This window comes from Inquilinus limosus DSM 16000 (genome assembly GCF_000423185.1).
Taxonomy (GTDB): Bacteria; Pseudomonadota; Alphaproteobacteria; order DSM-16000; family Inquilinaceae; genus Inquilinus; species Inquilinus limosus.
Map to the genome: position 1 here is coordinate 481,252 of NZ_AUHM01000002.1, position 22,725 is coordinate 503,976.

22 protein-coding genes are annotated in these 22,725 nt (G+C 70.0%); 12 read left to right on the forward strand and 10 right to left on the reverse strand.

Translation table 11 applies throughout. The annotated features are described in order from the left end of the window. Positions 1-83: 83 nt before the first annotated feature. Entirely contained in the window at positions 84-686 is a 603-nt protein-coding gene (locus G537_RS36720) for an adenylate/guanylate cyclase domain-containing protein (RefSeq protein ID WP_051247996.1), read from the reverse strand. A 266-nt stretch (positions 687-952) separates the two neighbouring features. Here G537_RS36720 and G537_RS0106285 point away from each other — a divergent pair, with 266 nt between their 5' ends. Next, the gene (locus tag G537_RS0106285) at positions 953-1,672 is read left to right on the forward strand and encodes a response regulator (RefSeq protein WP_026869376.1); all 720 of its coding nucleotides are present in this window, start codon (positions 953-955) and stop codon (positions 1,670-1,672) included. Then, entirely contained in the window at positions 1,669-3,108 is a 1,440-nt protein-coding gene (locus tag G537_RS0106290; RefSeq protein ID WP_026869377.1) for an ATP-binding protein, read from the forward strand. Before G537_RS0106285 ends, G537_RS0106290 begins: the two co-directional genes overlap by 4 nt. 5 nt (positions 3,109-3,113) lie before the next feature. Here the strand turns inward: G537_RS0106290 and G537_RS0106295 are convergent, their stop codons facing one another. From G537_RS0106295 to G537_RS0106305, 3 genes are read right to left on the reverse strand one after another with little or no spacing between them, the layout of a single operon-like run. After that, positions 3,114-4,205 carry a siderophore-interacting protein gene (locus G537_RS0106295; RefSeq protein ID WP_026869378.1) on the reverse strand — a complete coding sequence of 364 codons (1,092 nt, stop codon included), beginning with the start codon at positions 4,203-4,205 and terminating at the stop codon, positions 3,114-3,116. Beyond that, positions 4,202-5,356: an ABC transporter substrate-binding protein gene (locus G537_RS36725; protein WP_064742078.1), complete on the reverse strand. Its 1,155-nt coding sequence runs from the start codon at positions 5,354-5,356 to the stop codon at positions 4,202-4,204. The genes G537_RS0106295 and G537_RS36725 overlap by 4 nt, the downstream gene beginning before the upstream one ends. Then, positions 5,350-7,503, reverse strand: coding sequence for a TonB-dependent siderophore receptor (locus tag G537_RS0106305; protein ID WP_211230299.1), 2,154 nt, complete (start codon positions 7,501-7,503; stop codon positions 5,350-5,352). Before G537_RS0106305 ends, G537_RS36725 begins: the two co-directional genes overlap by 7 nt. 316 nt (positions 7,504-7,819) lie before the next feature. On the opposite strand from G537_RS0106305, the gene G537_RS0106310 reads away from it, so the two are divergent. The 9 genes from G537_RS0106310 (at position 7,820) to G537_RS36730 (ending at position 15,013) form a co-directional block, all read left to right on the forward strand. Beyond that, on the forward strand, positions 7,820-8,776 hold the full coding sequence (locus tag G537_RS0106310) for a helix-turn-helix transcriptional regulator (RefSeq protein WP_026869380.1): 957 nt from the start codon (positions 7,820-7,822) through the stop codon (positions 8,774-8,776). 81 nt (positions 8,777-8,857) lie between these two features. After that, a complete protein-coding gene (locus G537_RS0106315) occupies positions 8,858-9,616 on the forward strand; it encodes a FadR/GntR family transcriptional regulator (protein ID WP_026869381.1) in 759 nt (252 codons plus the stop codon). Between the two features lie 54 nt (positions 9,617-9,670). Continuing rightward, positions 9,671-10,108 (forward strand): ribose 5-phosphate isomerase B, encoded by a 438-nt coding sequence (gene rpiB, locus G537_RS0106320; protein WP_245578967.1) that lies wholly within the window; start codon positions 9,671-9,673, stop codon positions 10,106-10,108. Positions 10,109-10,111: 3 nt separating this feature from the next. Beyond that, on the forward strand, positions 10,112-11,014 hold the full coding sequence (locus G537_RS0106325; RefSeq protein WP_026869383.1) for an NAD(P)-dependent oxidoreductase: 903 nt from the start codon (positions 10,112-10,114) through the stop codon (positions 11,012-11,014). Between the two features lie 12 nt (positions 11,015-11,026). Further along, positions 11,027-11,710: an amino acid ABC transporter permease gene (locus G537_RS0106330; RefSeq protein WP_026869384.1), complete on the forward strand. Its 684-nt coding sequence runs from the start codon at positions 11,027-11,029 to the stop codon at positions 11,708-11,710. A 14-nt stretch (positions 11,711-11,724) separates the two neighbouring features. Next, the gene (locus G537_RS0106335; RefSeq protein WP_026869385.1) at positions 11,725-12,396 is read left to right on the forward strand and encodes an amino acid ABC transporter permease; all 672 of its coding nucleotides are present in this window, start codon (positions 11,725-11,727) and stop codon (positions 12,394-12,396) included. Between the two features lie 48 nt (positions 12,397-12,444). Beyond that, positions 12,445-13,173, forward strand: a complete 729-nt coding sequence (locus G537_RS0106340) for an amino acid ABC transporter ATP-binding protein (protein ID WP_034850726.1) — start codon at positions 12,445-12,447, stop codon at positions 13,171-13,173. Positions 13,174-13,219: 46 nt separating this feature from the next. Continuing rightward, positions 13,220-14,017, forward strand: coding sequence for a transporter substrate-binding domain-containing protein (locus G537_RS0106345; RefSeq protein WP_026869387.1), 798 nt, complete (start codon positions 13,220-13,222; stop codon positions 14,015-14,017). Between the two features lie 153 nt (positions 14,018-14,170). Beyond that, the gene (locus G537_RS36730) at positions 14,171-15,013 is read left to right on the forward strand and encodes an endo alpha-1,4 polygalactosaminidase (protein ID WP_051248002.1); all 843 of its coding nucleotides are present in this window, start codon (positions 14,171-14,173) and stop codon (positions 15,011-15,013) included. A 203-nt stretch (positions 15,014-15,216) separates the two neighbouring features. On the opposite strand, the gene G537_RS0106355 is transcribed toward G537_RS36730, so the two are convergent. The 5 genes from G537_RS0106355 to G537_RS44230 are packed head-to-tail and all read right to left on the reverse strand — an operon-like array spanning position 15,217 to position 20,384. After that, positions 15,217-15,987 (reverse strand): glucose 1-dehydrogenase, encoded by a 771-nt coding sequence (locus G537_RS0106355; RefSeq protein ID WP_026869388.1) that lies wholly within the window; start codon positions 15,985-15,987, stop codon positions 15,217-15,219. A gap of 13 nt (positions 15,988-16,000) precedes the next feature. Next, entirely contained in the window at positions 16,001-17,320 is a 1,320-nt protein-coding gene (gene melA, locus G537_RS0106360) for an alpha-glucosidase/alpha-galactosidase (RefSeq protein WP_026869389.1), read from the reverse strand. Between the two features lie 33 nt (positions 17,321-17,353). Beyond that, complete coding sequence (locus G537_RS0106365) at positions 17,354-18,223, reverse strand: carbohydrate ABC transporter permease (protein ID WP_034850728.1); 870 nt, start codon at positions 18,221-18,223, stop codon at positions 17,354-17,356. Then, positions 18,223-19,110: a carbohydrate ABC transporter permease gene (locus G537_RS36735; RefSeq protein ID WP_034850731.1), complete on the reverse strand. Its 888-nt coding sequence runs from the start codon at positions 19,108-19,110 to the stop codon at positions 18,223-18,225. The genes G537_RS0106365 and G537_RS36735 overlap by 1 nt, the downstream gene beginning before the upstream one ends. 17 nt (positions 19,111-19,127) lie before the next feature. Beyond that, a complete protein-coding gene (locus G537_RS44230) occupies positions 19,128-20,384 on the reverse strand; it encodes an ABC transporter substrate-binding protein (protein ID WP_162146084.1) in 1,257 nt (418 codons plus the stop codon). A 132-nt stretch (positions 20,385-20,516) separates the two neighbouring features. Between G537_RS44230 and G537_RS44235 the strand changes: the two genes are divergently transcribed. Next, positions 20,517-21,395 (forward strand): helix-turn-helix domain-containing protein, encoded by an 879-nt coding sequence (locus G537_RS44235; protein WP_051248005.1) that lies wholly within the window; start codon positions 20,517-20,519, stop codon positions 21,393-21,395. 12 nt (positions 21,396-21,407) lie between these two features. Here the strand turns inward: G537_RS44235 and G537_RS0106385 are convergent, their stop codons facing one another. Further along, positions 21,408-22,700, reverse strand: coding sequence for a TRAP transporter large permease (locus tag G537_RS0106385; RefSeq protein ID WP_026869393.1), 1,293 nt, complete (start codon positions 22,698-22,700; stop codon positions 21,408-21,410). Between the last annotated feature and the right edge of the window lie 25 nt (positions 22,701-22,725).

Sequence of the window (22,725 nt, forward strand, 5' to 3'; positions counted from 1 at the left end):
CGCAGAACTTTGCCGGCGAGGCGGAGGATTTGTCGCGGAATGTCGCGTCGCGGTCCGGCGCGCACAGTTTGATACGATTTCCCTTACGCCGGGACGGCCGCGCGGATCGCCAGCCCCCCGGCCCGGCCGGGGATGTGGGTGCGCCGGACGGCGGGGAAACGGGTCAGACGGCCGTCCGGCGGGGGATGGTCGGCCACCGCCTGGAACAGGTCGTCCGACACGATGATGTCGGTCCGGTGCGTCCGGGTCATCCGCTCCAGCCGGTGGGCGATGTTCACGGTGTCGCCGAAGGCGCCCAGCTTGTCGTGCCCGGCGGCGCCGACCCGGCCGATCATCACCGCGCCGGCATGCAGGCCGACACCGATCCGGAGAGGGAGGCCGTCGCGGCGCGCCCGGTTCCACTCCTCGATCGCCTCCAGCATGGCGAAGCCGCAGCGGAGGGCGGAACGCGCCGCGGCCGGCGCCGGGCCGCACCACACCGCCATCATCCCGTCGCCGATCGGGTCGGCGATGGCGGCGCCGTGGCCCGCCGCGGCCTGCGCCATCCTGTGGTGGAAGCCGGACAGGAGGGCGAAGGCGCCGGCCGGCTCCAGCGCCTCGCACAGCCGGGTGAAGCCGACGATGTCGGCGAACAGCACCGCGGCGAAGGCGGAGCGCGGCGCTTCCGGCGCGCGATCCGACGCCACCTGAGACCCCGGCTGCCCTCCGGGACCGCTAACCCGTCCGAGTCCCCACATCGCCTCCGACCATCGATGGTTGCTCCGGGCGCCGTCACGGGCGAGGCCCGGCGGCGCAGACCGGGGTACTATGGCGGGCAACTGTCGCAGGGATCTGTCGCCGGACCGGGTTTTGAGTCACGGAGTGTCGCAAAGCCGCGGTTCGAGACAATCTGATACAATTTCCTTCGCAGGCTCCGCCGCGGAGTTCGGTATGTTGGCCGTGGAGCGCGCCCATGGAATCCGTACCGCACATCGCCGTCGTCGACGACCATCGCGACATCCGCGACCTCGTCGGCAAATACCTGTCCCAGCACGGCTACAGGGTCAGCGTCGCCGAGAACGCGGCGGCGCTGCGGCGTCTGCTCGAGCGCAGCGCGCCGGACCTGATCGTGCTCGACGTCATGATGCCGGGCGAGGACGGCCTGTCCCTCTGCCGCTATCTGCGCGGCACCAGCGACCTGCCGGTGATCCTCTTGACCGCGATGGTGGAGGACACCGACCGGATCATCGGCCTGGAGATCGGCGCCGACGACTACGTCACCAAGCCGTTCAACCCGCGCGAGCTGCTGGCCCGCATCAAGGCGGTGCTGCGCCGGGTCAACAGCCTGCCGCCGCAGCGCGGCCGGCTGAAGGCGAAGGCGCTGCGCTTCGACCGCTGGATGCTGGATGTCGGCCGGCGCGAGCTGGTCGGCCGCGACGGCATCGCGGTGCCGCTGAGCACCGCGGAGTTCCGGCTGCTGAACGCCTTCCTCGACCATGCCGGCCTGGTGCTCAGCCGCGACCAGCTGCTGGACCTGACCGTCGGCCGCGCCGCCGACAGCTTCGACCGCAGCATCGACAACCAGGTCAGCCGGCTGCGCAAGAAGATCGAGGCCGATCCCAAGTCGCCGGTCCTGATCAAGACCCATTGGGGCGGCGGCTACAGCTTCGTGGCGGAGGTCGAGCCGGCATGAAGCGGTTGTGGACGCGCAGCCTGGCGGCCCAGTTCATCGGGCTGATGCTGCTGGCCCTGGCGCTGTCGCAGGGCATCGGCTTCCTGATCTCCTGGGACGAGCGCGGCCAGGCGCTGAAGGCCGCGGCCAAGAGCGAGTTCTTCAGCCGCACCGCGTCGCTGGCCCGGGTGCTGGAGGCGACGCCGCCGGCGGTGCAGGCGGAGATCCTGCGCGCCAGCGGCACCTCCTACACCCGCTTCTGGGTGTCGCCGGACGGGCCGGGCGACGCCATGGCCTGGCGGCGCGAGGCCTGGATCCAGCTGGCGAAGCCACTGCCCAGCCTGACCCCGTGGCCGAAGGGCCCGAAGCAGGACAAGGACAAGACCGACGAGCGGCAGGAATCGGTCCAGGTCCCCGGGATCGGCACGGCCACGGCGGCGGTCATCACCACGCCCTGGGCGGACGTGCCGTCCCATGCCTGGCCGCTGTCGCGCCCGGCGAAGTTCCTCTATCTCGACAACGCCTGGGGCATGGGGCTGTCGGTCCAGCTGGACAGCGGCGCCTGGCTCAACAGCGCCTATGCCAAGTCGACCGGCAACTCGTTCTGGACCAACCAGTCGGTGGTGTCGGTCGCGGTCACGGCGATCGTGCTGTCGGTGTTCGGCATCATCGTCGCCCGCGGCATCGCCCGGCCGATGCGACGGCTGGCCGTCGCCGCCGAGGCGCTGGGCCGCGGCGAATCCGTGGCGCCGCTGCCGGAGGCAGGTCCCGACGACATCCGCAACACCGCCGAGGCCTTCAACCGGATGCAGGAGCGGCTGCAGCGCTTCGTCGAGGACCGCACCCGCATGCTGGCGGCGATCGGCCACGACCTGCGGACGCCGCTGACCTCGCTGCGCCTCAGGGCCGAGTTCGTCGCCGATGCGGAGGAGCGGGAGAAGATGCTGGCGACCATCGCCGAGGTCCAGAAGATGACCGAGGCGACGCTGGCCTTCGCCCGCGAGGAGGCGGCAGCCGAGGGCACCCGGGCCGTCGACCTGTCGGCGCTGGTGGAGAGCCTGTGCGACGACCTGGCCGAGCTGGGCCGCGACGTCACCTTCGTCGAAGGGCCGAAGATCAGCTACCGCTGCCGGCCCGACGCGCTGCGCCGCGCCATCCGCAACCTGGTGGAGAACGCGGTCCGCTACGGCGAGCGGGCCCGGGTGCACCTGGCGCGGACCGGCGACAGCGTCGAGATCGTGATCGAGGATGACGGGCCGGGGATCCCGGACGGCGTCGGCGAGCAGGTCTTCGCCCCGTTCTTCCGGATCGAGAACTCCCGCAACCCCGAGACCGGCGGCGTCGGCCTGGGCCTGTCGATCGCCCGAACCATCGTGCGCCACCACGGCGGCGACATCGTCCTGGCCAACCAGGCCAAGGGTCTGCGCGCTACGATCAGCCTGCCGCGGGTGGACTGAAGGCCCTACCCCTCCGCGTCGGCCACGTCTCCGCCCGCGCCCAGGCGCCAATAGGCGACCACGAGATGGTCCTTGGTCCTCAGCCCGCGCTCCTGGCGCAGATGGCTGCGGATCGCGCGGAAGGCGCCGAACTCGCACCCGGCCCAGGCATAGATCCTCGACCCGTCGTCCGGGAAGGTGGTGCGCCGGACCGCGTCGGCGAGCAGCGGCGTGGTGCCGGCCGGCGCGCCGTCGCGGCACAGCCACTCCAGCTCGATCGCGGCCCTGACGGCGAGCGGCTGGATCTCGGCCGCGTCCGCGACCTCGATCAACGCTTTGCCGCGCGCGCCCTCGGGGAGATGTTCGAGCATGCGGGCGATGGCGGGCAGCGCGGTCTCGTCGCCGGCGAAGAGGTACCAGTCGGCCTCGACCAGCCCGCCGCCGCCGGGGCCGACGACGCCGATCTCGTCGCCCGGCCTCGCCCGTTCGGCGAAGGCCGAGCCCGGCCCCGCATCGGCATGCAGCACGAAGTCGATGTCGAGCGTGCCGGCCGCGAGGTCGAGCGAGCGCACCGTGTATTTGCGGAAGGCGGGCCGGCGCTGCGGATCCTCCCACTGGACCAGGCCGTTCCGGCCGACCGTCGGCCATTGCGGCTGCTCCAGCTCGGGATGCTGGACGAGGATGTTGAGGTGCAGCGCACCCATCGGCGCGAAGCGCGCGACATCCTCGCCGGCCAGGGTGATGCGGCGCATGCGGGGCGTCACGTCTCGGATGCCGGCGACCCGGAGGATCCGGAAGTTGGGCGGGCGCCGGAGTTCGCCGCCATCGCCGGCCCATTCGATGGCCGGGGCCGGTCCTGCGGCGAATTCGAGGATATGGGAGGCGACGGCCATGCGGACGAAATGCAGCCCTTCGAGGCTCGGGGCCGTCGCGTCGACCACCGTCGTCCCGCCCTCGCGCGAGAACCGGGCGGATGCCCCGGCGAAGCGCAGGATCCGCTCGCCGCCGCGCTCCTCCACCTCCGCGCCGTGCTCGATCATGTGCGCGCAGACCGCGGCGATCACGGCGTCCGGATCGGCCAGGTCGATGCGGGCCTGCGCCACGAATGTCGTCTTCATCGAGAGTCCTCTCTCGGATTTTCGGAAGAGCCCTGCGCGTCCCCGAGGCCGATCCAGAAGGTGCCGTCGAGCGGCACGGGCAGGAACCGCCGGTTGATCTCGGCCAGCGTGCCGGCCGGATCGAGGTCCGCGAACAGGTCCGGGTGCGTCCATGTCGCGAAGCATTCCAGGACGAGAATGCTGAGCGCGGAGATCGAGAGCTGGTGCGAGACCGCGAAGGCGCGCCCCTCGCGCACGGCGGCGAGCTCGCGGCGGACATCGCGCCCCAGCACCTCGCGCAGCGACGCCTGGGCGGCCGTCCTGTCGACCCCGCCGCCGACCACGAGGCCGCCCTGCGCGGCGAGATGCGGCGCGCCGGTGCCGATATAGATGTCGGGATCGGCCTCGAGCACGTGTTCGGGGCTGAGCTGGCCGTCATAGCCGGGCACGGCCCCGGCCCCGATGCTGCGGCCGCCGGCCAGCGCCATCAGCTGTGTCAGGCGGTTGCCCGATCCGGGGGTGGAGCAGCAGGCCCCGCCCGCGAAGGCGTCGATCAGCACCTTCGGGCGATCGGTCACGCCGTCCAGGCGGCGGGCCACGGCCTGCGCATGGGCCCTGAGGAAGCCGGCGAACTCGTCCGCCTGCGCCTCCCGCCCGATCGCCTTGCCGAGGAGCCCGACGGCGAAGGCCGTGGCCTCCGTTGGATCGAGCCCGGCGGTGCCGGGGCCGTCGAGGAAGATGACCGGGACTCCGGCCGCCTGCAGCCGGTCGGCCACCCCGTCCCAGTCGGGCTGCCAGAGGCTGACCACGAACAGGTCCGGCCGCACGCTCAGTATGGTCTCGACCGAGGCGTTGGCCGGGAGCACGGCGCCGACGACGGGGATGTCGTCGATTCCGGGAAAGCGCTGCCGGAAGGCGGCGACCATGCCCGGGTCGATGCGCCGGGGCGCGGCCCAGCCGGCGATCCGGGCGACCGGGTCGGGGTCGATCAGCGCCAGCGAGAGAAGGAGCAGGCTCTCATTCGTGGCGATCCGGGTCGCGGGGGCGGCGAGCCGCACCTCGCGTCCCGCCGCGTCGGTCAGCGCGATCTCGGCGCGCGCGCCCGACGCTGCGACCAGGCCGGCCGCGGCGAGGCCGACCAGCAGGAGCCGGCGCCGCAGACCCGTCACCATGCGTATTTCAGGCCCGCCGTGACCACGCGCCCCGCCCCGTAGTTGCAGCTGCCGCCGGTGATGTTGAGGCAGTGGGAGACGTAGTCCTCGTCGAACAGGTTGCTGACATTGACCTGCAGCCGGGTGCCTTCGAGTTCCGGCACCAGCCCGCCGAGATCGTATTCAGCGCCGAGATCGACCAGGGCGCGGGCCGGGATGCGCAGCTCGCGCAGATAGGTGCTGTCGGACTGGTAGGAGGAGGTGGCGCGCAGGCCGGCGCTGAGCGACAGGCCCGGCACGCGGTCCGGGTGGTAGTTCACCCATACGCTGCCCTGGTGCTTCGGCAGGCGCAGCATGGGCTTCCCCTCCTCCACCGGCCGGTTCGACTTCAGCACCTCCGAATGCGTGAAGGCGTAGGCGGCGAGAACGTCGATCTCCGGCGTCAGCGCCACCTTGGCCTCGATCTCGACCCCGCGCACGCGCTGCTTGCCGCTCTGCACGTTGTAGAGCGTGTTCGTCGGGTCCGGCGTCAGCGCGTTCTCCAGCTCGAGGTCGAACAGGGACAGCGTCGCCAGGCCGGGACCGCCCGGCGGCTCGTATTTGACGCCGATCTCGAACTGCTCGGCGGATTGGGCCTCGAACGGCCTGCCGGACTGGTCGGTCCCGAGCACCGGCAGGAACGAGGTCGAATAGCTGGCATAGGGCGCGAGGCCGTTCTCGAACACATAGGTGATGCCGGCCCGGCCGGTCAGCGCCCGGTCCTCGGTCCAGACCGTCGGCGTTCCGGGCGCGAGGCGGTTGGTGCTCTCGATCTCGGAGACGTCGTAGCGCAGGCCGAAGGTACCGACCCAGCCGCCGTAGCGGATCTGGTCCTGCAGGTAGACGCCGGTCTGGCTCTGCTTCTGCAAACCCGACCGCTGATAGGCCGGGACCGGGATCGGGGTGCCGCCATAATGCGGGTCGAGATAGTCGAGCGGCGGCACCCCCTGGGACGCGTTGCCGAAATTCGTGTCCGAGACGGCATGGACGTAGTCGAGGCCGAAGAGCGCCGTGTGGTCCAGCGCGCCCGTCTTGAAGCGGGCCTCGAGCTGGGTGTCGATATTGAAGCTCGACACCCAGTCGTCGGAGACGGCCGAGGCGCGGTTGAGCGTGCGGCCGTCCGGCTGGTAGGCGAAGGCCGGATTGACCAGCACCAGGAACATGTTCTGGTCGGAGCGGGCGTAGCGCAGGTTCTGCCGGACGGTGAAGGTCTCGTCGACATCGTGCGAGAACTCGTAGCCGAGGGCGTAGAAATCCCGCCTGAACTCGTCCGCCGCCGGGTCGCCGAGATACAGGTCGCGCGGGATCTGGCCCAGCGGATTGGACAGCAGCGTGCCGACGGCCGGATAGAAGCGCGGGCTAAAGGTCGGCGTGTCGTGCTGATAGTAGCCGTAGAAGGTCAGCGAGGTCGCGGTGTCGGGAGACCAGGTCAGGCTGGGCGCCAGCATGACCTGGCGGTCGTGCTCCCGGTCGATCCGGGTGTCCATGTTCTTGGCGAGGCCGATGAAGCGGTAGCGCCACGCGCCGTCCTCGGTGAGCGGGCCGGTCGAGTCCAGCGCGCCTTGGATGCCGCCGAAGCCGGAGGTCTGGACCGAGACCTCGTGGTGGGGCGTCGCCTGCGGCCGCTTGCTCACCTGGTTGACGAGGCCGCCCGGGATCGTCCGGCCGTAGAGCACCGAAGCCGGCCCCTTGAGCACCTCGATGCGCTCGAGCGCGTAGGGGTTGATGCTCGGCGTCGCGTAGTTGTTCGGGTCGCCGGGCAGGACCAGCCCGTCGAGCCACATCGTGCCGTAGGTGTTGAAGCCCCGGATGTAGAGCCAGTCGTAGCGAACGTCGTAGCCGTTGGCTTCGGCGAAGACTCCGGGCGTGTAGCGCAACGCCTCGGAAACGGAGTTGGCGCCCTGGGCATCCATCTGGCCGCGGGTGACGACGCTGACCGCCTGGGGCGTTTCCAGCAAGGGCGTGTCCGTCTTGGTGGCGCCGGCGCTGCGGGTGGCGACGATGCCCTCCTCCGACGCGCCGGCGCCCTGGACGATGATCGGGTCGAGCCGGATTGCGCCATCCTGCTGCGCGTAGGCGGGCAAGGCGCCGCCCGCGATGGCCGAGGCCAGCAGCAAAGGTCCCCGCAAGCTCCGCGCATGCTGCACGATCATCCCCCGCCCCAAGCCATGACAGCGCCCAACGATTGACTTTGATAGTCATTCGCATTCAATGGATGGCGGCATCATGGCACAAGGGCGGGGCGTCAGCCTTTGCACGGCAGCAAGACAGCTTTGCGGATCAACAAATCTCGGACGGTCGCCGATGCCGGCGCCCGGATGATGGTCCGTGCGCGGCGGCCCCGCCCGGACAGCGCGAAGGGCGCCGCGGATGAGAACCCATTCAGCTGCACGTGACGGCGGTTTCGGAGACGGCCGGGGCCGACGGGTCCGGATCGGCGACCTCATGCGGCGCGACGGGGTCGTCCTCGACAGCCCCGAGGACAGGATCTCGCCGGAGGACACGCTGATCGCCGGCGAGCTGTGGCACCGGGAACTGCGCCACGGCCTGTTCGTCCACGCCGGCAACGCGATCGAGGAGCACGCCTTCACCGTCGCGTCCCGCCTGCCCGAAGGGCTGTCCTGCATCTTCTTCCTCGACGGCGAGGTCGATGTCGAGATCGGCGGCCGCCGCTTCGGGTTCAGGGCCGGCCGGAGCGGCGCGATGGCGGCCGCGGCAATCATGAGCGTCACGCCCGAGAGCTTCCAGCGGACGTCGATGGGCCGGCAGCATGTCCACCACCTGGTCGTGTCGGCCACGCCGGAATGGCTCAATATCGACGGGATCGAGGAACTGCGCGGCGAGCGCTTGGCCAGCCGGCTGTTCAAGGACCATCTCGCCGACCATCGCTGGACCCCGACGCCGCGCGTCTCCGCGCTCGTGCGCGAAATCTTCGCGCCGCCGGCCTTCATGCCCGAGCTGCACGCCCTCTATCTCGAAGGGCGGGCGGTCGAGATCGTGGCCGAGACCATCGCCGCCGTGGTGCGGGCCGACCGCACCGCCGATGGCGGCCTTCTCACGCATCGCGAGCGGATCCGCCTGCAGCGCGCCAGAGATGCGATCGCCGCCAGCCTGACCCAGCCGCTGAGCGTGGCGGCGATCGCCCGCGAGGCCGGGGCCAGCGCCAGCGGGCTGCAGCGGCTGTTCCGCCTGGCGGAGGGCTGCAGCGTCTTCGAATATGTGCGCCTGGCGCGCCTCGACCGCGCGCTCTCGGCGCTGCGGTCCGGCGAGGTCAGCGTGCAGGAAGCCAGCGCCATGGCCGGCTATTCGAGCCCGGCGAACTTCGCGACCGCGTTCAGGCGGCGCTACGGCATCACGCCGCGCGAGGCCGCGAGGCAGGTCCCACCGCCGAAAGCACACTGAGCCGCCGCACGGCGAAGCATCGATGCCGATTGACAGGCGGCGCCGACGGCGATTAAGTGGTCTGACCACGGTAAGATCACTATGTCCGATATCGTCAAACTCACCCGCGATCCCGAGGACGGCCCCGGCGGATACGAGAAGGTCTTCGCCTTCCTGCGCGAGCAGCTGCTGTCCGGCGCCCTCAAGACCGGCGACCGGCTGCTGCCGGAGCGGGACCTGTCGGCGCTGCTGGGTGTCGGCCGCCCGGTGCTGCGCGAGGCGCTGCGGGCGCTGGCGATGCTCGGCGCGGTCGAGATCCGGCACGGGGTGGGCACCATCGTGCGCCAGCCCGACGCCTCGACCCTGGGCGAGTTCTTCACCTTCGTCCTGGCCCAGCAATCCGACGTCATCGACGACGTGATGGAGGCGCGGATCGCGATCGAGTGCCAGGCCGCGCGCCTGGCCTGCCGCCGCGCGACGCTGGCGGATTTCGAGCGCATCCGGGCGGCCCTGCAGCGGATCGAGGCGACCATCGATGATCCCGTCGCGGGCGGCGACGCCGATTTCGACTTCCACAGCGGCATCGTCCAGGCCGGTCGGTCGGAGACGCTGCGGAGCATCTACACCGCGATCTCCGACCTGCTGCGCCGGTCGCATCGCGGGCGGCGCGAGCTGATCCTGCGCGTGCCGGGCATCCGGTCCTTCCTGATCGACCACCACCACCGGATCTTCGAGGCGCTGGTGGCGCGCGACGTGCAGCGGTCGGACGAGCTGCTGCGCCGCCATTTCGAGATCGGCGACGAGTACCGCCGCAAGGCCGCCTTCGAGACCGCGGTCGGCCGGCCGCAGCCGCCAGGCTGACGGCCCCGCCGGCCGAGCCCAACAAGAATGCCCGAGGAGACAGCGTTGAAGATCGTGATCGGCTGCGACCATGCCGGATTTCCCCTGAAGCGAGAGATCGCCGACTTCGTCGCGGGCCTTGGCCATGCGGTGACGGATGTGGGCAGCCACACGCCCGACCCAGTCGACTTCCCGGACATCGCCCGGGCGGTCTGCGCCGCCGTGACCGGCGGGGCGGCCGACCGCGGGCTGATGATCTGCGGCACCGGCGTCGGCGCGGCCATCGCCGCCAACAAGATCCGCGGCATCCGGGCCGCGGTCTGCCACGATTTCCATTCGGCGCATCAGGCGGTGGAGCATGACGACGTCAACGTCATGTGCGTCGGCGCCCAGATCGTCGGCCCCTGGCTGGCGCGCGACCTGGTCGCGGCCTATCTCGCCGCCGAATTCGACCCCAGCGAGGACTTCAAGCGCCGGGTCGAGAAGCTGCACGCGCTGGAGCGGGAGGGCTGAGCCATGGCGGAGCCCCGTCACACGGTCGGCTTCATCGGCCTCGGCACCATGGGCCGCGAGATGGCAGCCAACCTGCTGCGCGCCGGCCATGAGGTGCGCGCCTATGACGTGCTGTCGGCGGCGGTCGAGGCCCTGGCGGCGCAGGGCGCCGTCCCCGCCGCCGGCGTGGCCGAGGCGGCCGAGGACGCCGACCTCGTCGTCACCATGCTGCCCGACACGCCGCAGGTGGAGGAGGTCGTATACGGCCCGGGCGGGCTGCTGGCGGCGCCGCCGCGCGGCCGGCTGGTGGTCGACATGAGCACGATCTCGCCGCAGGCGGTGCGGCGGATGCAGGCCGACCTCGCCGCGGCGGGGATCGATTTCCTCGACGCCCCGGTCTCCGGCGGACCGCAGGGCGCCCGTGCCGCCGTCCTGACGATCATGGTCGGCGGCGCACGCGCGGCTTTCGACCGGGCGCTGCCGGTCCTGCGCGGCATGGGCACCACCATCACCCATGTCGGCGACAGCGGCGCCGGCCAGACGGTGAAGCTGTGCAACCAGCTGATCTGCGGCATCAACCTGCAGGCGATCTGCGAGGCGCTGGCGCTGGGCCGCGCCTGCGGCGTCGACCTGGCGCAGATGCGCGAGGTGCTGCTCGGCGGCTCCGCCGCCTCCTGGATGCTGGACAAGCTCGGCCCCGCGATGATCGCCGGCGACGCCGGGGCGGGATTCCGCATCGACCTGATGCTGAAGGATCTGCGCCTGGTGCAGGAGCTGGCCTTCGGCAAGGCGGTGCCGCTGCCCGCCACGGCGCTGGTCACCAGCCAGTATCTCGACGCCCGGGCCCATGGCGAGGGCGGCAACGGCAACCAGGCCCTGTTCCGGGTCTACGACCGCATGACCGGGCAGTCCCCGAACGCCGGATAGAGGAGCCGGGCGATGGGCGTCACCCTCGATTTCTCCGTCGTGCTCGAGCGCTGGCCGATGTTCCTGGACGGCGCCTGGCTGACCATCCGCCTCGCCGTCGCCTCGACGGTGCTGGGCTTCACGCTCGGCACGCTGTGCGCGATCGGCCGGCGCGACGGGACGGCCTGGGTGTCGCGGCTGTGCGGCGCCTATGTCGAGGCGATCCGGAACACGCCCTTCCTCGTCCAGATCTTCGTCGTCTATTTCGGCCTGTCCAGCCTGGGCCTGTCGCTTTCGGCGGTCGCCGTCGCCGTGATCGCGCTGACCATCAATGTCGGCGCCTACACCGCCGAGATCATGCGCGCCGGCTTCGACTCCATCCACAAGGGGCAGATCGAGGCCGGGGAATGCCTCGGGCTGTCGCGGGTGCAGATCTACTGGCATGTGGTGCTGCGCCCGGCGATGGAGCGGGTCTATCCCGCCCTGACCAGCCAGTTCGTGCTGCTGATGCTGGCCTCCTCCGTCGTCTCGCAGATCTCGGCCGAGGAGCTGACGGCGGTCGCCAACTTCATCCAGTCCGACACCTACCGCGCCTTCGAGACCTACATCATCGTCGCGGCGCTGTACCTGGCGCTCTCGCTGCTGATGCGGGCCGGCTTCTGGGGGCTGGGCCTCGTCCTCTTCCCGCGCCGCCGCCGGCTCGGCACGCCGCTCTGACCGGGAGGACAGCCATGCAGCCCGGCCTCAACCTGAACCATCTCGACTTCCTGCTGCAGGGCGCGGTCTGGACCCTGGCCCTGTCGCTGATGGCTTTCCTCGGCGGCGGCCTGGCCGGCTTCGGGGTCGCGCTCGGCCGCATCTCCGCCAGCCTCCTCATCCGCGGCGCCGTCGGCTTCTATGTGCAGCTGGTCCAGGGCACACCGCTTCTGGTGCTGCTGTTCCTGACCTATTTCGGGCTGCCGACGATCGGGGTCGAGGTGCCGCCGCTGCTCGCCGCCGGCGCGTCGCTGACCATCTATGTCAGCGCCTATCTCGGCGAGATCTGGCGCGGCTGCCTCGAAGCCGTGCCCAAGCCGCAATGGGAGGCGGCGGAGTGCCTGGCGCTGAGCCGCCCCCAGCGGCTGTTCAAGGTGATCCTGCCGCAGGCGGTCCGCATCGCCACGCCGCCGACCGTCGGCTTCATGGTGCAGATCATCAAGAACACCTCGCTGGCCTCGGTCGTCGGCTTCGTCGAGCTGGCCCGGGCCGGGCAGATCATCAACAACTCCATTTTCCAGCCCTTCGCGATCTACATGGTGATCGCGGTCCTCTACTTCGCCATGTGCTACCCGATCTCGCTCCTGAGCCGGAGGCTGGAGCGCCGGACGGGCTTCATGCCGCGGCTGAAGCCCGCCCTGGCCTAGCGCGGCCGTCAGGGCCGTGTCCCAAGAACACGCAAGGGAGAGAACGCCATGACGGCGATGGTGACGCTGCAGAACGTGCGCAAGAGCTTCGGCGCCCTGACCGTGCTCGACGGCGTGTCCTTCACCGTCGGCAAGGGCCAGGTCACCGCCCTGATCGGCCGCAGCGGTTCGGGGAAGAGCACGGCGCTGCGCTGCATCGACCGGCTGGAGACGATCGACGGCGGCGAGATCACGGTCTGCGACCACAGGGTCAGCGACCCGGAGATCGACCTGCGCCGCCTGCGGCTTGACGTCGGCATCGTGTTCCAGAGCTACAACCTGTTCCCGCATCTGACCATCGAGCAGAACATCACCCTGGCGCCGGTCTCGGTGAAGAAGGTGCCGCGGGCCGAGGCCCGCGCCCTGGCCCGCGGCGTGCTCGACCAGGTCGGCCTCGGCGAAAAGGCCGACGCCTATCCCGAGCAGTTGTCGGGCGGCCAGCAGCAGCGCGCGGCGATCGCCCGGTCGCTGGCGATGCAGCCCAAGGTGATGCTGTTCGACGAGGTCACCTCGGCCCTCGACCCCGAGCTGAAGGGCGAGGTGCTGAAGGTGATGGAGGATCTCGCCGCCCGCGGCATGACCATGATCATGGTCACCCATGAGATGGGCTTCGCCCGCCGGGTGGCGGACCGGATCGTCTTCATGCATCGCGGCCGGGTGCACGAGCAGGGGCCGGCCGAAATCCTGACCCGCCCCGAAACGCCGGAGCTGCAGCAGTTCGTCGCCAACGAGCTCTGACCTTCGGCGCGCAACCAGAACATCCGCAAACAAGGAGGAGACGCAGATGAAGCCGACCATCCGCTGGAGCCGAGCCCTGGTCCTGGCCTTCGCCCTGAGCCTCGGCGCCCTGAGCGCCCGGGCCGACCTGCTGGACGACATCATGGCGGCCAAGAAGATCCGGGTCGCGACCGACCTCGCCATCCCGCCCTCGGGCATGATCGACGGCCAGATGAAGCCGGTCGGGTCCGACGTCGAGACCGCGCAGCTTCTGGCCCAGGACTGGGGACTGGAGCTGGAGTTCGTCCAGACCACGGGCGCCACCCGCATCCCGAACGTCCAGACCGGCAAGGCCGACATCATCATCTCGACCCTGTCGGTCACGCCGGAGCGGGCGAAGGTGATCGACTTCTCGAAGCCCTATGCCGCGCTGCAATCGGTGATCGGCGCTCCGGCCGACGCACCGATCAAGGACTGGGCGGACCTGCAGGGCAAGACGGTGACCGTCACCCGCGGCACCACCCAGGACACGGAGCTGACCAAGCTGGCGTCGGAGAAGGGCTTCCAGGTCGTGCGCTACGACGACGACGCGACCATGGTGACCGCGGCCGTGTCCGGCCAGGCCCAGATCGTCGCCACCTCGGCGACGCTGGTGAACCAGATCCGGCAGAAGAACCCGGACCGCGCCTTCGAGCCGAAATTCCTGATCCGGACCTTCGATCTCGCCATCGGGCTGCGCAAGGACGAGCCGCGCCTGATGGAAAAGCTGAACGAATGGGTCGCGGCCAATCTGAAGAACCGCAAGCTGAACGACATCTACCAGAAGTACCACGGCACGCCGCTGCCGGAGGCGATGCTGCAATAGGGCCGGCCGGGGCCTCTCCGGACGTCTTGACCCGGCGTCGAAGGACAGACATCCTATCCTGACCTGCCCCCAGCCGGTACCCAGCCCGGCCCGACCACGCCAGAGCGACCGGCTCGAGGCGGGGATGGCAGGACCGAGAGGTCACGACCCCAAATGCATGCATCGTGGTTCCGGACGACGGCCCTGGCCGTCGCCACGGCGAGCGTCCTTGCGGCCTTTTCCGCGAGCGCCCTGGCCTTCACCAAGCCGCCCGCGAACGGGCAGTTCGACTACCAGATCGGCGGGGCCTACGCCGCCGCGTCCGGCGTCGCCATCGTCGACCGCGACCGGCTGGCGGCGCCGGCCCCGGGCAAGTATTCGATCTGCTACGTGAACGCCTTCCAGACCCAGCCCGCCGATGCGCGGTGGTGGACCCAGAACCATTCCAACCTGCTGGTCAAGAAGGACGGCAGATACGTGATCGATCCGGAGTGGCCGGACGAATACATCCTCGACACCTCCACGGCGGCCAAGCGCACCGCGCTGATGGCGATCATCGGGCCGTGGATCGACAAATGCGCGGCCGACGGGTTCAAGGCGGTCGAGCCGGACAACCTCGATTCCTGGACGCGCTCGAAGGGCGTGCTGACCCAGGCCAGCAACACCGCTTTCGCCAAGCTGCTGGTCCAGCGCGCCCATGCCGCCAACCTGGCGATCGCGCAGAAGAACGCGGCCGAGCTGGCCCCGATCGGCATCTCCCAGATCGGCTTCGACTTCGCGATCGCCGAGGAATGCCAGGTGTGGTCGGAATGCGAGGCCTACACCGACGTCTACGGCAACCAAGTCTACGAGATCGAGTACAACGACAACGACCGGGATGCCGACGGCAACCCGGTCGACCCGATCGAGTTCTTCAACGCCGCGTGCCGGGCGCGCGGCAGCAAGATCTCGATCATCTATCGCGACCGCGACGTGGTCCCGGCCGGGGACGAAGACTACGAGTACAAATGGTGCTGAGGGGCTGACACCGGCGAGCCAAAGAAGGGATCGTCATTGCGAGCGCAGCGAAGCAATCCAGGGCCGCAAGAGCTGAGGCATGGATTGCTTCGTCGGCTTCGCCTCCTCGCAATGACGGTTCTTTGCCGGCGAGGATGAAGACAAGTCACGGGCTCGCAGACATGAGCCGCCAGCGGAGGCGGCCGACCGCCGCCCCGCATCTCCTATCGCGGCCGCAGCCGGAAGTCGTGGCCTTCCGGCAGGGTCTGGCCGCCGTCGACGACGATGGTGGTGCCGGTGATGTAGGCGGCGTCGTCCGAGGCCAGGAAGGCCACCGCCGCGGCGACGTCGCGCGGCGTGCCGAGCCGGCCCAAAGGCACCGCCCGTTCCATCATCGCGATGAACTCGGCGCTGCGGTGCTGCTGCATCCCTTCGGTCAGGATGTTGCCCGGCTCCACCCCGTTGACGGTGATGCCCCAACCCGAGAACTCCAGCGCCGCGGATTTCAGGAAGCCGTTGATGCCGGCCTTGGTCGCGGCGTAGTGGCCGTGGCCCGGGCTGGTCACGCGCGGGCCGGTGATCGAGGAGGTGAAGATCATCCGGCCGCCGCCCGCCTGCCGCATCGCCGGCAGCGCGGCGCGGGCGGCGAGATAGGTGCCGCGGAGGTTGACCGCCATCACCCGGTCCCACTCCTCGGGCTCGATGTCCTCGATCAGCGTCCAGGGATAGATCGCTGCGTTCTGCACCAGGATGTCGAGCCGGCCGAAGCCGTCGACCGCCGCCGCCACGATCGCGTCGGCATCCGCCTTCCGGCTGATGTCGGTGGCGACGAAGCGGCCGCCCAGCCGCGCCGCCGTCGCCGCTCCGGCTTCGGCCTCGGTGTCGCCGATCACCAGCCGCGCCCCCTCCTCCGCCAGCCGCTCGGCGATGGCGGCGCCGATGCCCCGCGCCGCCCCGATCACGACGGCGACGCGCCCTTCCAATCTTCCCGGCATTCCCGGTCCCTTCTCAGTGATAGCGCGGCAGCAGGTCGCCATGCGCCTCGATCAGATCGTCCACCAGTCGCCAGATCTCGTCGAGGGACAGCTCCGCCGCGGTGTGCGGGTCCAGCATCGCGGCGTGCCGGATGGCGTCCTTGCGCCTGGTCAGCGCGGCTTCGACCACCAGCTGCTGGACATTGATCGACAGGCGCATGATCCCGGCCAGATGGGCCGGGATGCGGCCGATCCGGATCGGCTGCACGCCGTTGCGGTCGACATGGCACGGCACCTCCACCACCGCGGCGTCCGGCAGATCAGCGATCAGCCCGTCGTTGCGGACATTGCCGTAGATCAGGTTGTGCCGGCCGGTGACCATCGCGTGCACGATGCCGGCCGCATATTCGTTGCTGCGGCGGACCGGGATCGGCTTGTCGTCGGCCTCCAGCCCGGCGCGCAGCGCCTGCCATTCGGCGATCAGCGCCTCGCAGCGCCGCGGATACTCGTCGAGCGGCACCTCGTACCGGTCCAGCAGGTCCTCGCGGCCGGCCTTGATGAACCAGGGGTTGTACTCGGCGAAATGGATGCTGGATTCGGTGACGAAATGCCCGGTCCGACGCAGCATGTCGAAGCGCACCGCCTCGCCCGCCGGCACCGCCCCGGCTTCCGCCAGCGCCTTCAACCGCGGATACAGGTCCTCGCGCCCGCCATCGGGCAGCCGCTTCTCGAATTTCAGGAAATACGCGACGTGGTTGATGCCGGCGCAGAGGTAGTCGAGGGTTTCCGGCGCCTCGCCCAGCCAGCGCGCCATGTCGGAAGAGGTCTCCTGCACGCTGTGGCAGAGGCCGACCGACCGGATGTCCGGCGCCGCCTCGGTGATCGCCCAGCAGTTCATCGCCATCGGGTTGACGTAGTTCATCAGGAGCGCGTCCGGGCAGACCGCGCGCATGTCCTCGCAGATCTCCAGCAGCACCGGGATGGTGCGCAAGGCCCGGAAGATGCCGCCGATGCCCAGCGTGTCGCCGATGGTCTGGCGCAGGCCGTAGCGCTTCGGGATCTCGAAATCCGTCACCGTCGCCGGCCGGTAGCCGCCGACCTGCATCATCAGGATGACGAAATCGGCCCCGGCCATGGCCTGGCGCCGGTCCAGCGAGGCCTCGACCCGGAGGTTATCCAGCCCCAGGGCCTGGCCGATGCGGCGGGCGACGATGGCGGAGGTGTTCAGCCGCTCGCCGTCGATGTCGTGCAGGGCGACGACGCTGTCGGCCAGGTCCGGCTGGCTGAGGATGTCGCCGATGATCGACTGGGCGAAGACGGTGCTGCCCGCACCGATGAGGCAGATCTTGGGCATGATGGGTCTTTCGTGGAGACGGTCGGGGTTGGGCTATTTCAGGCCGGACAGCGCCATGCCTTCGATGAAGTGCCGCTGGGCCAGGCTGAAGGCGATCAGGATCGGGGCGATGCTGACCAGGACGGCCGCCATCATCACGGTCCATTGCGCCGCGTATTGCTGCTGCATCAGCGCCAGCCCGACCGGCAGCGTCGTCTTCTCCAGGTCGCTCGGCAGGTAGATCAGGGCGCTGAACAGGTCGTTCCAGGAGCTGAGGAAGGCGAAGATCGCCAGCGCCGCCAGGGCCGGCCGGGCCAGCGGCAGGTAGATCCGCCACCAGATCGTCAGCAGTGACGCGCCGTCCATGCGCGCGGCCTCGGCCAGCTCGATCGGGATGGTCAGGAAGTACTGGCGCAGCAGGAAGCAGCCGAAGGCGCCGCCCAGGAAGCCGGGCAGGTACAGTGGCGCCTGGGTGCCGTAGAGGCCGAGGAACTTGAAGATCACGAATTGCGGGATCGAGGCCATCTGCGCCGGGATCATCAGCGTCACCAGGAGGGCCACGAACAGCACCTGCCGGCCGGGGAAGCGGACCACGGCGAAGACGAAGGCGCCCATCGAGCAGGTGAGGAGCTGCCCGAAGGTGGAGATGGCGGCGACCTTCAGGCTGTTCCACAGCAGGCCGTCGAAGGGGATGATCCGCCACAGCGTCAGGTAGTTCTCGACGGTCGGGCGCGGCGGGATCAGGGCATGGCCGAACTGGTCGGCCGGCAGCTTCAGCGAGGTCGAGACCATCCAGGCGAAGGGCCCGACCATCAGCACGGCGCCGGCGATCAGCACGGCATAGGCCAGGGCGTCGACGCCGAGGCGCAGGGTGCGGGGACGGGTGGTGCGGGCGCGGGGGGCGACGGTGGAGGCGGCGGTCATCACTGCGTTCCCCAGCGCTTCTGCAGCCGGAAATAGGCCAGCGTCAGGATCAGGATCATGGCGGCCAGCGTCAGGCTCTGGGCCGCGGCGTCGCCCATGCGGAAGAAGCCGAAGCCGGTGCGGTAGATCGAGTAGACGACGGTCGGCAGGGTCGAGCCGCCGGTGCCGGTGCGGGTCAGGATGTAGATGTAGTCGAAGGCCTGAAACGCATGGATGGTCGACAGCACCGTCTGGAAGAACAGGCTGGGCACCATCAGCGGCAGGGTGATGAACAGCAGCTGGTGCCGCGGCCGGGCGCCGTCGATCCGCGCGGCCTCGTAGTAGTCGCGCGGCACCGCCTGCAGCCCGGCCAGAAACACGATCATGCCCTCGCCGATCGCGCCCCAGACATTCACGATCACCACCGAGATCAGCACCATGCGGGGCCCGAGCCAGCGCACCGGGTCGCCGCCCAGGGCGGTGACGATGCCGTTCAAGAGCCCCTGGTCCTGGGCGAAGATCCAGCTCCAGATCAGCCCGACCGCAGTGGGCGAGGTGATCACCGGCAGGAAGTACAGCGCGCGGAACAGCCCGACCCAGGTCACCCGCCGGTTCAGCAGCAGGGCGACGCCGAGCGAGATCGCCACCGTCAGAGGCACGTAGAGCGCCGAGAAGGCCAGCGTGTTGCCGAGCGCCTTGAGGAAGCCGCGGTCGGCCGCGAGGTGCGCGTAGTTGTCCAGCCCCGCCCAGCCGGGCGGCGTCAGCAGGTCCCAGCGCAGCAGGCTCAAGCCCGCGGTCGCCACCACCGAGCCGAGGGCCCCGAGGAGGAGGCCCAGCAGCGTCGGCGCCAGGAGCAGCAGGAGCCAGGCCCGGTCACGGCCCTGCGGGCGGAGGCCGTTCGGCGGCATCGCGATTCCCGCCCGGCTCAGCGCTGGCCCTGCAGGACGTCGTCGGCCGCGGGGCCGATCTCGTCCAGCGCGTCGTCGATCTCGGCATCGCCGTTCCAGACCGGCTGCAGCGCGTCGCCGACGACGGTCGACCACTCCTCATAGCCGCGGAAGGACGGCTTCAGCCGGGCGTAGGACAGGGCGTCCAGGAACACGCGCTGGTCGATCTTCGGGCCGGGCTGGTCGAGATAGGCCGGGCCTTCCGCCACCGATTTCAGGATCGGCACGGCGAAGCCGAGCTTCGCCAGCGCCGCCTGCCCGTCCGGCCCGATCGCGAACTTCACGAAGTCCCAGGCCTCCTTCGGATGGGGCGTCGCCTTGGCGATGACGAAACCGGCGCTGTTGACGCTGGTCACCCGCCCCTTCGGCCCGGAGGGCAGCGGCGCCACGCCCCAGGCGAAGCCGCGTTCGGCATATTCCGGCACCACCCAATGGCCGGAGACGGTCATTGCGGCGATGCCGGCGGAGAAGCCGTCCGTGCCGTACTGCCGGAGCTGCTCCGGCGTCGGCATCGCCTTGTCGTCGAAGGCCATGCCGGCGATGAAATGCCAGGCGTCGCGCGCCGCCCCTTCCGCCAGCAGCGTGCGGCTGCGGTCGGCGCTGACGATGTCGCCGCCATGGCTCCACACCACCGGGCCCCAGAACGGCTCCGCATCCAGGATCTCGGACCAGAAGCCCCATTGGTCGGTGGTGCCGTCGCCGTCCTTGTCGAGCGTCAGGGCCTTGGCGGTGCGCCGCAGGTCGCCCCAGCTCCACTCCGCGGTCGGATAGGGCAGCCCGGCGGCGTCGAACATGTCCTTGTTGTAGTAGAGGACGATGGTCTGGAAGTCGCGCGGCAGGCCGTAGATGCCGTCCGGCGTGCGGTAGGCCTCGAGCGTGATCGGGTAGATGTCGTCCAGCGCCTTCGGGTCGGCGTCGAGATAGGGCTGCAGGTTCAGCAGCGCGTCCCGCGACTGCCAGTCCGGATACAGCGGCGCGTCCATGGCGAAGATGTCGGGCGGGTTGCCGCCGGCCACCAGCACGCGCAGCTTCTGCCAATAGGACGACCAGTCGTTGACCTCGACCTTGACCTTGATGTCGGGGTGCTTGGCCTCGAAGGCGTCGGCGACGCTGCGCCAGACCTCGCCCTCCGACGGCGTGCCCCAGATCATGTAGGTCAGTTCGGTCGCCGCCCGCGCCGGGCTCGCCGCGGCCAGTGCCGCGCAGACCAGCGCGGCGGATGCCTGCAATCTCATCTCTCGCCTCCCTCCGGGCCTGTCTGCGGCCCCCGTGGGTTCGCCCCATGTCGCCACTGTGACACTGCGGATTCCGGATTTCTTCCGCGCCGCCGCTTGTATTTTCCGGAAAACCAGCCTCTTCTGGGCCGGATGAGCGAGATCCTGACACCGCCCGCCGCCCCGGACGACATCGACGCCTATCTCGACCGCGGCGCCTTCTATGCCGAGCGGCATCTGCCGGAACCGATGGGCCAGGCGCATTGGCACGACCATGTCGAGCTGAACCTGCTGCTGGCCGGCGGCATGACCTATCTGTTCAACGGCGCGCGGATCTCGATCGGCGAGAACCGGGTGCACCTGTTCTGGGCGGCGGTGCCGCATCAGGTGATCGCGGTCGAGCCCACGGCGGACCTGATCTGCGTCTACCTGCCCTTCGCCGATTTCCTGGCCCTGCCGGTGGCGGATTCCTTCAAATCCAGCGTCATGGACGGCCGCTTCGCGACGGTGGCGGCGCCGGACCCGATCGACCCGCTGCTGTTCCAGCGCTGGGCCGCGGAGTGGCCGGACGGGTCCGAGCTGCGACAGCAGATCCTGCGCGAGGAGGTGGGGCTGCGGGTCAAGCGCCTGTCGCTCGACGCCGTGGCCCCCGAGGCGACGGTCGGCGAGGAGGCGGCCGAGCCGCGGCTGCGCAGCGCCGGCCGCCGGGCGATCGAACGCGTCCAGGCCATGACCGACCACATCAACGCGCATGTCGGCGAAGCCGTGACGGTCGAGGCGGTGGCCGCCGCCGGCGGGCTGCACCCGACCAACGCCATGGCGGTGTTCAAGCGGGTGCTGGGCATGACCATCGCCCAGTACATCCGGCGCCAGCGCCTGAGCCGGGCGATGATGCTGCTGGTCGACACCGACCAGTCGATCGCCGAGATCGCCTTCGGCTGCGGCTACGGCTCGCTCAGCCAGTTCTATGCCGAGTTCCAGCGCCACTGCCGCAGCACGCCGCGCCAGTACCGGCTGAGGTTCCGCCGGTAGGCGGGCGGCCGGTCACATATGCGACGGCAGATAGGTCGCGAGGCCGGGGAATCCCATCAGCACGAAGACCATCAGCACCATGATGAAGAACATCGGCAGCGCCGCCCGCGCGATGGTGCCCAGCCCGTGCCGGGTCATGCCCTGCAGCACGAACAGGTTGAATCCGACCGGCGGCGTGATCTGCGCCATCTCGACCACCACCACGATGAAGATGCCGAACCAGATCACGTCGATCCCGGCCTGGCGGATCATCGGCTCGACGATCGCCATGGTCAGCACCACGGAGGAGATGCCGTCCAGGAAGCAGCCGAGGATGATGTAGAAGACCAGCAGCGCCAGGATCAGCTCGGTCGGCGACAGGCCCAGCCCCTGGATCCAGGCGGCCAGGTTGCGCGGCAGGCCGGTGAAGCCCATGGCCAGCGACAGGCAGGCCGATCCGGCGAGGATCAGGGCGATCATGGCGGAGATCACGGTCGCGCTCTCCAGCCCCTCGAGGAAGCTGCGCCAGTTCAGCGTCCTCTGCCAGGCGGCGAGGCCGAGCGCGCCGAGCACCCCGAAGGCCGCGGCCTCGGTGGCGGTCGCCGCGCCGGAATACATCGACCCGATGACGAGCAGGACGAGGAGGACGACCGGCAGCAGATGCCGCCCCTCGCTGATCTTCTGGATGAAGCTGGTGCGCGGCTCGGCCGGCACCTCGCCGGGGCGCAGCAGCCCCCAGCCGACGACGTAGAGCATGAACAGGCCGGCCAGGACCAGGCCCGGGATCACCCCGGCGATGAACAGCTTGGAGATCGATTCGTTGATGGTCACGCCGTAGACGATCAGCGTCAGCGACGGCGGGATCATCAGCCCCAGCGTCGCCGCGCCGGCCAGGGTGCCGATGATCATCCGCTCCGGATAGCCGCGGCGGCGCAGCTCCGGGATCGACATGCGGCCGACCGTCATCAGCGTCGCGGCGGAGGAGCCGGAGATGGCGGCAAAGACGGTGCAGCCGACGATGTTGGTGTGCAGCAGCCGCCCCGGCAGCCGCGCCAGCCAGGGCGACAGGCCGCGGAACAGGCTTTCCGACAGCCGGGTGCGGAACAGGATCTCGCCCATCCAGATGAACAGCGGCAGGGCGGTCAGCGACCAGCTGGCCGCCGAGCTCCAGATCGTGGTGGCGAGGGCGGGCCCGGCCGGGCGGCTGGTGAACAGCTCCATGCCGATATAGGCGACACCGAGCAGGGCGAGGCCGATCCAGACGCCGGAGCCGAGCAGGAGGAACAGCGCGACGAGGAGGATCGCAGTGGCGGTAAGTTGGTCCATGGCCTCGGCCCGGTCTCCGGGGTTG